Source organism: Gammaproteobacteria bacterium (assembly GCA_033720895.1).
In the GTDB taxonomy this organism is placed as follows: domain Bacteria; phylum Pseudomonadota; class Gammaproteobacteria; order Natronospirales; family JAJUFS01; genus JAWWBS01.
In genome coordinates this window covers 1-13,425 of record JAWWBS010000014.1, presented here as the reverse complement: position 1 = coordinate 13,425, position 13,425 = coordinate 1, and the positions used below count along the sequence as shown (strand labels likewise).

Here is a 13,425-nt window from a genome sequence, read left to right as displayed (position 1 = left end):
GGACAAGCAGGACCACGGGGAGACGCAGCATTTGCTGCGTTTCTTCGTTTTGGGATTCTTTTTAGTGGCCGGGCCATCCGGTAGAATCCGCGGATGGAGATTTCATCATGACTGTCAGCATCATCGTACTTGCCGCCGGCCAGGGAACCCGCATGCGCTCGCAGTTGCCGAAGGTGCTGCAGCCATTGGCAGGCAGGCCCTTGCTGGATCATGTGCTGGACACTGCGCAGGCGCTCGACCCGCGGCGCCTGCTGGTCGTGCACGGCCATGGCGCGGACGCGGTTCGAGAGACCTGCGACCGTGACGGCGTCGACTGGGTCCTCCAGGCCGAGCAACTCGGCACGGGCCATGCCGTGGACCAGGCCATGCCGGAAGTGTCCGACGAGGACATCGTGCTCGTGCTGTATGGCGATGTGCCGCTGATCACCCGAACGTCGCTCGACGCCCTGCTGGCGGCGACCAGTGATTCGACCCTCGGGCTCCTGACGATCGAGCTGGATGATCCGGCGGGTTACGGCCGTATCCTGCGCAACACCCAGGGCCGGATCGAGCGCATTGTCGAGCACAAGGATGCCACCGACAAGGAACGCGACATCCGGGAAATCAACACGGGCCTGCTGGCGGCACCGGCGGAGAAAATGAAACGCTGGTTGCGGTCGCTGGACAACCGCAATGCCCAGGGCGAGTACTACCTGACCGACATCATCGCCATGTCCGTTGCCGAAGGCATGGAAGTGGTCGGCGTCGCCGCCCAGTCTGCTGCCGAAGTTCATGGCATCAACGATCGCTCCCAGCTCGCTGCGGCAGAAGCCATGTACCGCGAGCGCCAGGCGCAGGCATTGATGCAGCAAGGCGTGCATCTCCTCGATCCTGCGCGCATCGACATCCGCGGCGAACTGAGCTGCGGCCTTGATGTCCAGGTGGACGTCAACGTGGTCTTCGAAGGCAAGGTGACGCTGGCTGACGGCGTACGCATCGGACCGAATTGCGTGTTGCGCGATGTCACGGTCGGCAAGAACACCGTCATCGATGCTTTTTCCCACATCGAATCTGCCGATATCGGCAAGTCCTGCAGTATCGGCCCCTACGCTCGGTTGCGCCCGGGAAGCCTGCTGAAAGATGACGTCAAGGTGGGCAATTTCGTCGAGATAAAGAAGTCCGAGCTGGCCAGGGGTGCGAAGGTCAACCACCTGACCTATATCGGCGATGCCAGTATCGGCGAAGTCGTGAACATCGGCGCTGGTACCATCACCTGCAATTACGACGGGGTGAACAAGCATCGTACCGTCATCGAGGATGGTGCCTTCATTGGCTCAAATGCCTCGCTGGTGGCGCCGGTCCGAGTCGGTCGGAATGCCACCGTTGGTGCGGGTTCTGTCATCAGCAAGGATGTTGGCGACGACGCCCTCGCTGTAACGCGGGCGCGACAATCGGAAATCGCCGATTGGCAGCGTCCTACCAAGAAATAACCAGGAAGAAAGACCATGTGCGGAATTGTCGGAGCCAATGCAGAACGTGATGTCGTGCCCATCCTGCTCGAGGGACTCCGCCGACTTGAATACCGTGGCTATGACTCTGCCGGCATCGCTGTGGTCGATGTCGATGGCAAGCTGGATCGCGAACGCGTCGAAGGCAAGGTGCAGGGTCTCGCAGATCGCCTGCAGGAACACAGCCTGAAAGGCCACAGCGGTATCGCGCATACGCGCTGGGCAACCCATGGCGCTCCTTCGGAAAGCAATGCGCACCCGCATTTCTCCGGTGACGATATCGCGCTGGTGCACAACGGCATCATCGAAAACTACGAAAAGCTTCGCACGGAGCTGAAGAGCGCTGGCTACGAATTCACTTCGGAAACCGATTCCGAAGTTGTCGCACATCTCGTGCACCAGCAATTCCAGCAGGACCAGGATCTCTTTGCGGCTGTCCAGCGTGCGGTCAAAAAGCTTCACGGTGCCTATGCCCTGGTTGTCACCAGCCCGAAGGACAGGGACGTGCTGGTGACTGCAAGAATGGGCTGCCCGGTCGTTATCGGCCACGGCATAGGCGAGAATTTCGTCGCCTCCGATGTGTCGGCACTGTTGCCGGTGACACGCCGTTTCTCCTTCCTCGAAGAGGGAGACGTCGCCTGCGTTCGCAAGCACAAGGTCGAAGTCATCGACAAGGACGGCAAGTCGGCCGAACGTCCGCAGCGTGACAGCGAGCTGTCGGCCGACGCCGTCGAACGTGGCGAATATCGTCACTACATGCTGAAGGAAATCTACGAACAGCCGCGCGCGATTGCCGAGACGCTGGAAGAGCGCCTGACAGACGATCATGTCCTGGAAGCCGCGTTTGGCGTGCAGGCAGGCGAGCTCCTTAAGAAGGTCGAGCAGGTCCAGATCATCGCGTGCGGTACCAGTTACCACGCCGGCATGGTCGCGCGTTATTACATCGAGAAATTTGCCAAGGTGCCCTGCCAGATCGAGGTGGCCAGCGAATATCGTTACCGCGATCCCGTGGTCACCGACAATACCTTGTTCGTGACCATCTCCCAGTCCGGCGAGACTGCCGATACGCTTGCCGCGCTGCGCATGGCCAAGGACAGCGGTTACCTGGCCTCGCTGGCCATCTGCAACGTGCCGGAATCCTCGCTCGTTCGCGAATCCGACCTCGTGCTGATGACTCGTGCCGGTCCGGAAATCGGCGTGGCGTCGACCAAGGCCTTTACCACCCAGCTGGTTGCCCTGGTGTTGCTGACCGTCGTGCTCGCTCGCATCAAGGGCAATCTCGACAAGGCTGCAGAGAAGAAGATCGTCGGCGGCCTGCGCGCTATCGCCAGTTCGGTGGAAGAAGCCTTGCAGCTCGATGACAAGATTGCCGAGCTGTCCGAGCAGTTCGTGGAAAAGCATCACGCACTGTTCCTCGGCCGTGGCGTGCACTACCCGATCGCCCTGGAAGGTGCGTTGAAGCTGAAGGAAATTTCCTACATCCACGCCGAGGCCTATCCGTCGGGCGAGCTCAAGCATGGTCCGCTGGCGCTGGTCGATGCCGACATGCCGGTAATTGCGGTCGCACCGAATGACGAGCTCGTAGAAAAACTGAAAGCCAACCTGCAGGAAGTGCGCGCCCGGGGCGGGCAGCTTTACATCTTTGCCGACCCTGAGGCAGGTATCGAATCCGGTGAAGGCATCGAGGTCATCCACATGCCGAAGCATTACGGCCCGCTGACCGAGCCGATTGTCTATACCATCCCCTTGCAGCTGCTGTCGTACCATGTTGCCGTGCTCAAGGGCACGGATGTCGACAAGCCGCGCAACCTGGCAAAATCCGTCACGGTCGAGTAAGCGGAATGGCACTTCGCCGCTTGGTTCCCGCATGCGCAGCCGCGCTGTTGTCAGGCTGCGCGGCCACTCCCGAAACGCTTGGGCATGCCTGCTTCGCCGACCGCGACATCGCGGTACAGCTTGCTCATGAAGGATTTGCCTATATCCAGGCGCGGGCAAGCGAAGATGGCCAGGCGCTGGAAAGCAGAACTACCGGGTTCGGCCTGTTGATCAACGATCACCACCCGGCCTGCGCTCCCGGGCATGCCGTGCAGATGCGACTCTGGAACCGGGATGGCAGCAACGTGAGCGAGGAGCGCGCGGCTTACTTTCGCAGCCTCTGGTCGGAAACGTATCTGCTGTTCCGAAGTGCGCATCCCGAAGGGCAATGAAAAAGGCCGCGTTCGCGGCCTTCTTGTTTGCGTGTCGATTGATCAGTGGCGTGTTTCGTTGCGACTGAAATGGTCGATGTTGAAACAGGGCGGCTTGCGGCGCAGCAGGTCCCAGCGCCCCTCTTCGATCACCCGCGACAGGTGGGCCAGGTTGGCGCGAATTTCCTGAAGGTAGAGGTTCGGACCGCCGAAGTGCACGTCCAGGTAGCGATGTGCCTTGTCGAACTGGCCACCCAGTCGCTTCTCCAGGGTGGTGGTGCAGAAGCCCGGCGTCTTCTTCAACAGGTCCTTCGGCGAGGAGTAGTTCACGATGATGCGGCCATCGGGCGCACGCATCCTGGCCATGCCGCCCATCTCGAATTCCGCATACAAACGGTCACGGCACTTCTCCAGGTAGCAGCGGTCTGCCATCTGCGCCAGCATGTCGGCGGTGCCCAGCAGGTGACCGGTCTTGATCCACTTCGGATCTTCGATGTCGATTTGGTCAAAGGGACGCTCGTAGCCGGTGAAATGCACCATCTCCGCGGCAATGTCGCTGGCATCGCCATAGCCAAGTTCAGGCAGCAGTTCCACCAGCATGTCGGCGGAACGGGAAACGTGCACCCGCGTGTACTCGGCACCATGCTGGTGCTGCGTATCCCGCAGTTTCCTGAGGTAGCCGGCATCATGGAAGAGTGCAGTGATCAGCCCCACGGCCCAGCGCTCCTGCCCCAGCTCGCTGGCGCCATGCTCGCGCGCATGACCGTCCAGCAGGCGTGCCATTGCCAGGGTCACGTCCAGGGTGTGCTGCAGGTCATGGTAGGTGGTTTCGATGCCATGCAGGCCGGGCGCGCGACCGACAAACGCCGCTTCCAGCTTGTGGAATGCAGCGGCCACCGGCGCATAGGCCGGGGCGTCGAAATGATGTGACCAGATGCCTTTCACCGCGGCGCAGACCTCTGACGGGCTGCTCACCTGCACGGTGTTGGTGACATCGAAGTCGCTGCGGCGGTCACGCATCTTTTCCCCCCCTCCTGCGTCTAGCCAGCGAAGCAAATTCCACTTCAGACAACCAAGGTTATGTGAAATAGAAAGCTTCGTCCTCCCTGCCTTGGGCAAAATGTGAGCAATATCACACTCAAAATGGCTGAAATGGCAGGGTTTGGGCGAAAAAGGCAAGAAATCAGCCCCGAGAACGCCCGTGGGGCGCCCCTGGGGCTCCAGGCCGCCTGGGCTCAGTCGAGCGTCAACCAGGCCGGAGCATGGTCTGACGGCCGCTCCCAGGTCCGTGGCTCCCGATCGATATCAGACGCCGTCACCTTGTCCTGCAGGGCCTTGCTGGCCAGCAACAGGTCGATTCGCAGGCCGCGATTACGGCGGAAACCCGCTGCCCGGTAGTCCCACCAGCTGAAGATCTCCGCAGGCTGGTCGAACAAGCGAAAGCTGTCGACAAAACCGAGCTCGAGCAGCTTCTGCAGGGCCTCTCTCTCGGGCTTGCTGCAGAGGATCTTGTCGCGCCACGCGTCCGGATCGTGGACGTCCGCATCGGCGGGGGCGATGTTGAAGTCCCCGAGCACGACCATCCTGTCGTGCACCTGCAGGTCCTTTTCCACCATGGCCGTCATGTGGGACAGCCAGTCCAGCTTGTAGGCGTACTTGTCCGAACCGACTTCCGAGCCGTTGGGCACGTAGAGGTTCAGTACTCGCACCCCATCGAAGCTGCCGGCAATGACCCGTGCCTGGCTGTCCTCGAATCCCTCGATACCGGTGCGAACCCCAGCCGCGGGTTGGCGACTCAACAGGGCAACGCCGTTATAGGTCTTCTGGCCGTGGAAGCTGGCGTGGTAACCCGCTTCCCGCAGTTCCTCGACCGGGAACTTGTCGTCGGTGAGCTTGGTTTCCTGCAGGCCGACCACATCGGGTTGCGCCGTCTCCAGCCAGTCCAGCACCTGGGGCAGGCGCACTCTCAGCGAATTGACGTTCCAGCTAGCGATCTTCATTTCAGAGTTCCATGCCGTGGTAGCGCTTGCGCAATTGCCGGTTGCGCCAGGTGATGCCGAGCAGCAGGCCAAGCAGCAATACGCCGAGTCCACCTCCCAGCAACCAGCCCAGGTCCTTGCTGACCCAGCGCTCTTCCTGCTCGCGCTTGCGCGTGGGAACTCGCTGCAACATGGCGTTGGCCTCGTTGGCCAGCTTGAGCGTGTCGATCTGCTCCTCGGCTGCAGCCAGCGCCTGCCGCAGCCGCTCGTTGTCGTCTTCCAGTGTGTCGATGCGAACCCTGGCGTCGTTGAGCTCGGCCGTCTGCTCCGACGAGTTCTCCTCCAGGTTGCTGCGTGCATTCCGCGCACTGGCCTGCGCGCTGCGCAATTGCTGTTGCAGCGTGGCAACGTTGGCCTCGAGTTCGCTGATGCGGGCAGACGAATCCCGCTGCTGGCGATCCAGCTGCGACTCCAGCTGGCTGACCTGCAGGCGTGGCGGTGGTGTGGAGCCGAGGTCGGTGGTGAGAATCCAGCCGGTCTTGCTGCCGGCCGCCACGCTGGCAAAGCCGGCCTGCCTGCCCGTTACGGTCACCGCGTCGCCCGCTGCAAGGTAAGCGGTAATGGCGGCCGACGGGTCGGGTTGCGCCCGCAACGGCACGCGCTCGCCATGCGATACGTACAGTGGCTCGCTGTTCGCCGGCTCGCCTGCCAGCAAGGGCATGCAGCCCATCCCGACAAGCAGCAGCATTCCCCGGAATGCTCTATTCATTGTGTCGCCCCGTTTCCCTTGCTAGTTACTTGTCCATGCCGTGATGGCGGAGAAAAGCATCCTCATTGGCGGCGCGGCCGCGGAAGGCGACAAACAGTTCGCCCGGCTCCGCACTGCCCCCCTTTTCAAGGATGCAGTTCAGGAAGCGTCGCCCGGTCGCCTTGTCCAGCAGACCGGCTTCTTCGAAGGCACCAAAGGCATCCGAAGACATCACCTCGGCCCACAGATAACTGTAATACCCGGCGGCATAGCCACCTGCAAAGATATGCGAAAAACCATGCGCAAAGCGATTGAATGCCGGCGCCGGAACCACCGCCACTTCCTGGCGGGTGGCTGCCAGGGTTGCTCCCACGTCCGCGCCCGGCTGGCGGTGCAGCCGGAGATCGAACAGCGCAAATTCCAGCTGGCGCACCAGGAACAGGCCGGCATTGAAATGCCGCGCCGCCAGCATGCGGTCGATCAGTACATCGGGCAGCGACTCGCCGCTGTCGACGTGCGCCGTGAGGCGCTTGAGAATGTCGCGATCCCAGCAGAAATTCTCGTGGAACTGGCTTGGCAGCTCGACCGCATCCCAGGCCACGCCATTGATGCCGGCCACGCTCGGGTAGTCAACCTGCGTCGACAGGTGATGCAGGCAGTGACCGAACTCGTGGAACAGGGTCTGCACGTCGTCATGCGTCAATGTCGCCGGTTTGCCATCTTTCCCCGGCGGGGAGAAATTGCAGACCAGGTGGGCCACCGGGTGCTGCAGGCCGGAGGACTTGCGGAAGCGGTTCTTGACCTCGTCCATCCACGCGCCGCTGCGTTTCTGCGGCCGGGCGAACAGGTCCATGTATAGCCGGCCGCGGTGCTCGCCATTGGCATCGGTGATCTCGAACAAGCGCACATCCGGGTGCCAGGTGTGGCTGGCGGCGGTTTCCTTCACGCTGAAGCCGTAAAGCTCGCCGACCAGCCAGAACAGCCCGTCAATGGCTTTCTGCAGCGGGAAGTAAGGCTTCAGCTCCTGCTGCGACAGATCGTAGCGCGCCTTGCGCAGTCGCTCGCTGGCAAAGCCGGTATCCCAGGCATTGACCGTCTTCATGCCAAGCTCATCGCGCGCAAAATCGCACAGCGCAGCAAACTCCTGCTCGGCCCGGGGTTTGACGCGCTCGAGCAGGCGAAGCAGGAAGGTTTCCACTTCTTCCGTGGAGTCCGCCATCTTGCTGGCCAGCGAGACCTCGGCAAAATTGTCGTAGCCAAGCAGTCCGGCTTCTTCCTGACGGAGTGCGAGTATCTCGCGCATGATGTCGCTGTTGTCGTAGGTGCCGGCCGTCGGGCCCTGGTCCGAGCCACGGGTGACCCATGCCTCGTACATGGCGCGACGCAGCTCCTCGTTTTCGGCATGCGTCGCTATGGCGTGGTAATGCGGAAAGTCGAGTGCGAACCACCAGCCGTCATGCCCGCCTTCCTGGGCGATGCCGCGCGCCCGCGCAATGGCATCATCCGGTATGCCGGCCAGTTGCCTTTCTTCGGTCACCTTCAGGTGCCAGGCCGCTGCCGCATCGATCAGGTTCTCCTCGAATTTTGCCTGCAGGCTGGAAAGCTGTTGCTGGATTTCCTTGAAGCGCGCCTGCTTGTCCTCGGGAAGGTCCACGCCGGAAAGCCGGAAGTCACGCAGCTCGTCGGCCAGCACCTTGCGTTGGGCGGCATCCAGGCCGAGTTCGTCCTGCCGGTCAGCCAGCGACCTGAAGGCGTCGAACAGCTGCCGGTTCTGGCCCATTTCCGTCTCGTAGTCCGAAAGCTTGGGAATGTTCTCGTTATAGGCGTCGCGCAGCGCCGGTGAATTGACCACGGCGTTCAGGTGCACCACCGGCGACCAGGCCTGGTTGAGTTGGTCATCCATCGCCTCGAGTGGCTGCATCAGCCCGTCCCAGTCGAGGTTTTCCTGCGTCAGCAGTTCGGACAGCCGGGCCCGATTATCGGCCAGCAGCTGGTCGATCGCAGGACTGACATGCTCTGCCTGGATGGCGTCGAACAGCGGCAGGTCGCTGTCAGCCAGCAGCGGATTGGCTGGCTGTTGCTTGCGGGTATTGCTCATGGTGATAGGAAAGCCTTTTTGATTTGAAATCAATCGGTTGCCTCACGATCGAGGCGGCTGCGACAAGGCCTGATCCTGCTCAGATCAGGTTTCGCGCGAGGAGCAAAAAGGTACCACTTGCGCCGCCGCCAAGAAAGCCGACCAGCCCGAAAACCGCGCGGATACGGAACTTCCGGGTCAGCTGCTTCTCAGGGACGGTCGAGAGAATGAAGGGCCGCCCGTCCGGCGGGCACAGCAACAAATTGATGTCTGGTGCCAGTGCGGCCTCGCGAGCACGCGCTTCGATCATGCGCTCCGCCTCGGCGCGCACCGATTCCCACTCCTGCAGGTCGATCTGGCCGTCCTTGTCGGTATCGAACTTGTTCAGCAGGCTGCGCTGGTCTTTCTTCCATTCGCCCAGCAGCTCGGCGACTTCGTTGCGCTTGTGCATGGGGTCCTGCTGCCGCCCACGGGTTTCGTAGAAACCGATTGCATAGATCGGATCACCCACCCGCATCCGGCGCTCGGTGTAGCGGTAGCGGCCCCCGAACATGGAGCTGGTCTTGGGCGTGTTGGTCGGTCGGCGCGAACTGCCGTACCAGACATCCTTTTCGCTTTCGTGCACTTCGGCATGGTCCGGGTCGATGATGCACTCGCCCGTATCGTCCTTGACTAGGAAAATCTCGCCCGAGGTGTCGGACTCGATCGACACCCAGCGCGTCTCCCGCTTGCCCTTGGAATAGGTCGTGCGCTTTTCCTCGATATCGTAGGCCCACCAGGTGGCATTCTTGCCGGTCAGCGGTGCCTTGATCGGTTCGCCCGGCATCATCTCCTGCATGCCGATCAGCTCGACGTAACCTTGCGCTGCCGAACGGCATTTCGAGGTCGGCGTGTCTTCGATCAGGCGCGCCCGCTTCATCGAGCGAAACCACCACCAGAAGCCACCCAGGCAGGCCGCGGCGGCAAAGACACAGGCAATGACATAGTCATCGGTCTGCATGACCTGGATTTGAGCAGCCAGTCCGGATCCCATCAAAGCATTCCTCTCAGGTCGAGTACGTAGAAGATGACAGCGAGAATGCCGCTTGCCAACAAGCTGCGTACGATGATCCGTTTTTTCAGCTGGTCCAGCAAATCAGGCTCCGTCGCGGCGCCAATGATGAACGGCCGCCCGTCCGCGGGTGCATGTATCAGGTGCGGTGTCCGGTCCAGCACCCGTTGACGGTACTCGCGCTCGATTTCCTTGATGGCCTTGTCGCGCACGGCCTGCCATTCATCCGGGTCCAGCTCGCCGTCGCCATTGCGGTCGAACTCGGCCAGCAGCTCCGGCATGCCTGTTCGCTTCCACAGGCCGATGCGTGCCGCGACTTCCGCACCGCGCTCGTGCTCGATGCCTTCGTGGTTGAGGGTCCGGAACCAGCCGCAGACGTAGAGGTCGTCGCCTTCCAGGATGTAGTGTTCACGGAACCTTCTAGCACCGTTGGTGATACGCCAGGCCCGCGCGCTGGGCAGCACGCCTGCGTCTTCCGGATCGATGATGCAGATTCCCGTACCGTCATCAATACCGAACAACTCGTCGCTGCTTTCTCCGAACATCGTGTTCTTGTAATTCTGAAGTTGTCCCGGCGTGTGCTTATAGGTTGTCATGAAGACGCTGCGCTCGTCTTCCGCCGTTACCGGTGGTTCGGTATGCCAGGTTCGATACCAGGCACAGGCACGGCCACCCGGCGAACGAATGACCGGACCCTTCAGCAGCACGGCCTTGCCATGTAGCTCGGTATAGCCCTGGGTCGCGCTGGCGACCCGTTCTGTCATCGTGCCCGCGATGATCCTCAGCAGGCGCCCGTCCCGTAGCGACAGCGACAGCAGTACCAGCGAAAACAGTGCCCACAGCAACGACAGAACCACGACAAGCGTGCTGTTGGCATCAAGCAGGAATGATTCGACCGGCGCGAACACGCTGGCCTCAGCTGCCCAGCAAGGGCGACAGCGCGACGCGCAGGTTGAACGCGAGCAGGCAGGCAGTGCCCAGGCTGAAGAAGGCCAGCAGCCAGAGCATGGCGCGGCGGCGCAGCGCGGGGCCGAGCGCGGGGTCATCCAGGCTTATGATGACAAAGCGGTTGTCGGCATCGGGCTTGCGGATCCGGTGCCGCGTTTCGCGGCGGACGCGACCACGCAATCGCATCGAGGCTTCGACATTGGCCGCACGTCGCAGCCGCGCCCATTCGGCGGCATCCAGTTTGCCATCCTGGTTGCTGTCGAAGCGCTCCAGTATCGATGCTTTGTCCTGTTGCATCTCGGCCAGCACGTCGATGCTTTCAGCATGCAGTTCGTTGACTTCGACCTGATAGTTGAAAGATTCAAACCGGCCGATCGCATAAATACGCTCGCCAGGGCTGAGGCGGTATTCGACAATTCGTTTCCGACCATCGTCCCAGCTGCGTCTCGATCCGCGCCGTCGTGTCACTTGTGCCTTTTCGCCTTGCAGGACGCGATCCTCCGGCTTGATCTCCGGGCTGGACCAGCCCTCTCCTGTCCGCTTGTCCGCTGCAATGACCCGCGCGTCCTCCGGGTAGACCGCGCACATGCCGGTGTCGTCTTTAACGACGAAGGGACTGTTGCTCTGCTTCGAGGAAAAGATTCTTGCCCGCGGAAAAAAGAACATGGCCGCCAGGTAGGCAATCATTACGCCGACCGGCATATTGCGACCCGACCCCTGTAGAAGTTCCTGCTCGGTAAAGGACCACCAGGCGACCTTGTCGCCGTTCAGCGGCGAAGTGACCAGGTTTCCATCGTCCTGGATGACACCGACCAGCTGCACGTAACCTTGCGCTGCCGAGCGCGTGCGGGAAGGCGGCAGGTCCTCGACCAGGCGCGAGGTCTGCCAGTATTCACGCGCCAGGTAGATGCCCCGCAGCGCCACGGCGACGCCTGCCAGCCAGATCAGCCAGAAATCATGTACGGCTGATTCCTGGACCAGCTCCCGGAAGAAGTCGACCATCAACCGAACAGTTGCTTGATGTCCACGTCCTTCTTTTCCTCCTCGGAGAATTCGAGGAGATCGGCTTCCTTGAAGCCGAGATTGCGGGCCACGATGACATCGGGGAACTGCTCGATGCGCACGTTGAGGTTGTTGACCGACTCGTTGTAGAACTCGCGACGGTCGGCGATGGCATTCTCCAGGCCGGAGATGCGGGCCTGCAGGTGCTGGAAGGAATCGTTGGCCTTCAGGTCGGGATACTGCTCGGCGACCGCAAACAGGTTGCCAAGCCCCATGCGCAGCATGCCCTCGGCCTGGCCCACGCCCTTGACGTCACCTTCCTCGCGCGCGGCGAACACGGCAGCGCGAGCCTTCATCACCTTCTCCAGGGTTTCCTGCTCGTAACCCATGTACTGCTTGCAGGTCTCGACCAGCTTGGGCAGCTCGTCATGGCGCTGCTTCAGCAGGACATCGATATTGGCCCATGCCTTGGAGACGTTGTGCTTCAGCTGCACGAGGTTGTTGTAGATGGTGATGAAATAGACGACCGCTACGACGAGCAGGCCGAGAAAAATGAACGTACTGACATCCATGGTGCTGTCCTTCGTGTTGTTTGCCCCTCTTGGTTACTATACCGCATGAGTCACTTATCCCAAGCGTTCCGAGGCCTTGCTGATGCACGAAAAAGCTGAATATGACTACGACCTGCTGGTGATCGGCGGCGGCAGTGGCGGGCTGGCCGCGGCGCAGCGCGCGGCCGAGTACGGCGCAAGCGTTGCCGTCATCGAAAAGGGCAAGCTGGGCGGTACCTGCGTGAATGTCGGCTGCGTGCCGAAAAAAGTCATGTGGCTCGCCGCGGATTTCCGCCACCGCCTGCACCGCGCCCCGGATTTCGGCTTTTCGCCTGCCAATGCCGACCTGGACTGGAAAACGCTGGTCGAGAACCGCGAGGCCTACATCCAGCGCCTGAACGGCATTTATGCCAGCAACCTGGAACGGCGGGAGATCGAGGTCATCGAGGGCGAGGCGCGCTGCCTCGATGCGCATACGGTCAAGGTCGGCGACACGGAGCTCACTGCCGAACGCCTGCTGATTGCCACAGGTGGGCGCCCGTCCCTGCCGGACATTCCCGGGGCCGAGCTTGGCATCACCTCCGATGGTTTCTTCGAACTGGAGGCCTGCCCGCAGCAGGTGCTGGTAGTGGGCAGCGGCTACATTGCTGTCGAGCTGGCGGGCGTGCTGAGCGCCCTGGGCGCGAAGGTCACGGTCATGGTTCGCCGGGACAGCGTGCTGCGCCGTTTCGATCCCATGCTGCGCGAGCGCCTGATGGAAGCCATGAACCAGGACGGCATACGCGTGATGACCGGTTGCGTGCCGGTCGCGCTGGAGAAAGATGACGATGGCCTTTGCCTGGCGACCGAGAGCGGCGAAAAGCATGGTGGCTACGATGCCGTTCTCTGGGCGATCGGCCGGCAGCCCAATACCGATATCGGGCTGGACGCGCTCGGCGTCGAGCTGGCCGAGCGCGGGCACGTGACAGTCGATGACTACCAGCAAAGTTCGCTCGAGAACGTGTTTGCGATCGGCGATGTGGCGGGCAGGATCGAGCTGACACCCGTGGCGATTGCCGCTGGCAGGCGGCTGGCCGACCGACTGTATGGCGGCATGAAAGACCGCAAGCTGGATTACGACATGATTCCTACCGTGGTCTTCTCGCATCCGCCTGTCGGCACCATCGGCCTTACGGAAGACGAGGCACTGGAGAAGTACCCGGGTGACGTGAAGTGCTACACCTCGACGTTCAATCCGATGGAATATGCCCTGTCTAAAGAAAAGGTGAAGGCCTCGATGAAGCTGGTCTGTGTCGGTCCCGAGGAGCGTATCGTCGGCCTGCACAGCATCGGCGCGGGCTCAGACGAGCTGTTGCAGGGTTTTGCCGTGGCCCTGAAAATGGGCGCAACCAAGAAG

The 13,425-nt window shown here is 61.8% G+C and carries 12 protein-coding genes; 4 read left to right on the top strand and 8 right to left on the bottom strand.

Going from position 1 to position 13,425, the window contains the following annotated elements:
* The first annotated feature begins 107 nt into the window (after positions 1-107).
* The 3 genes from glmU to R3217_03810 are packed head-to-tail and all read left to right on the top strand — an operon-like array spanning position 108 to position 3,694.
* Positions 108-1,469, top strand: coding sequence for a bifunctional UDP-N-acetylglucosamine diphosphorylase/glucosamine-1-phosphate N-acetyltransferase GlmU (glmU, locus tag R3217_03820; GenBank protein ID MDX1454563.1), 1,362 nt, complete (start codon positions 108-110; stop codon positions 1,467-1,469).
* 15 nt (positions 1,470-1,484) lie between these two features.
* The gene (gene glmS / locus R3217_03815; protein ID MDX1454562.1) at positions 1,485-3,323 is read left to right on the top strand and encodes a glutamine--fructose-6-phosphate transaminase (isomerizing); all 1,839 of its coding nucleotides are present in this window, start codon (positions 1,485-1,487) and stop codon (positions 3,321-3,323) included.
* Between the two features lie 5 nt (positions 3,324-3,328).
* A complete protein-coding gene (locus tag R3217_03810) occupies positions 3,329-3,694 on the top strand; it encodes a hypothetical protein (GenBank protein ID MDX1454561.1) in 366 nt (121 codons plus the stop codon).
* A gap of 42 nt (positions 3,695-3,736) precedes the next feature.
* Here the strand turns inward: R3217_03810 and R3217_03805 are convergent, their stop codons facing one another.
* The 8 genes from R3217_03805 to R3217_03770 all read right to left on the bottom strand — a co-directional run bounded on the left by R3217_03805 (position 3,737) and on the right by R3217_03770 (position 12,050).
* Complete coding sequence (locus tag R3217_03805; GenBank protein ID MDX1454560.1) at positions 3,737-4,693, bottom strand: hypothetical protein; 957 nt, start codon at positions 4,691-4,693, stop codon at positions 3,737-3,739.
* A gap of 215 nt (positions 4,694-4,908) precedes the next feature.
* Positions 4,909-5,673, bottom strand: a complete 765-nt coding sequence (xth, locus tag R3217_03800) for an exodeoxyribonuclease III (GenBank protein ID MDX1454559.1) — start codon at positions 5,671-5,673, stop codon at positions 4,909-4,911.
* Between the two features lies 1 nt (position 5,674).
* Positions 5,675-6,421: a TIGR04211 family SH3 domain-containing protein gene (locus tag R3217_03795; GenBank protein ID MDX1454558.1), complete on the bottom strand. Its 747-nt coding sequence runs from the start codon at positions 6,419-6,421 to the stop codon at positions 5,675-5,677.
* 25 nt (positions 6,422-6,446) lie between these two features.
* On the bottom strand, positions 6,447-8,498 hold the full coding sequence (locus R3217_03790; GenBank protein ID MDX1454557.1) for a M3 family metallopeptidase: 2,052 nt from the start codon (positions 8,496-8,498) through the stop codon (positions 6,447-6,449).
* A gap of 79 nt (positions 8,499-8,577) precedes the next feature.
* Complete coding sequence (locus R3217_03785) at positions 8,578-9,510, bottom strand: GIDE domain-containing protein (GenBank protein ID MDX1454556.1); 933 nt, start codon at positions 9,508-9,510, stop codon at positions 8,578-8,580.
* Entirely contained in the window at positions 9,510-10,436 is a 927-nt protein-coding gene (locus tag R3217_03780) for a hypothetical protein (GenBank protein ID MDX1454555.1), read from the bottom strand. Before R3217_03780 ends, R3217_03785 begins: the two co-directional genes overlap by 1 nt.
* 7 nt (positions 10,437-10,443) lie before the next feature.
* Entirely contained in the window at positions 10,444-11,478 is a 1,035-nt protein-coding gene (locus R3217_03775) for a hypothetical protein (GenBank protein ID MDX1454554.1), read from the bottom strand.
* On the bottom strand, positions 11,478-12,050 hold the full coding sequence (locus R3217_03770; protein ID MDX1454553.1) for a LemA family protein: 573 nt from the start codon (positions 12,048-12,050) through the stop codon (positions 11,478-11,480). The genes R3217_03775 and R3217_03770 overlap by 1 nt, the downstream gene beginning before the upstream one ends.
* 82 nt (positions 12,051-12,132) lie before the next feature.
* Here R3217_03770 and gorA point away from each other — a divergent pair.
* Positions 12,133-13,425, top strand: a 1,293-nt coding sequence (gene gorA / locus R3217_03765; GenBank protein MDX1454552.1) for a glutathione-disulfide reductase, incomplete at its 3' end; no start/stop codon positions are given.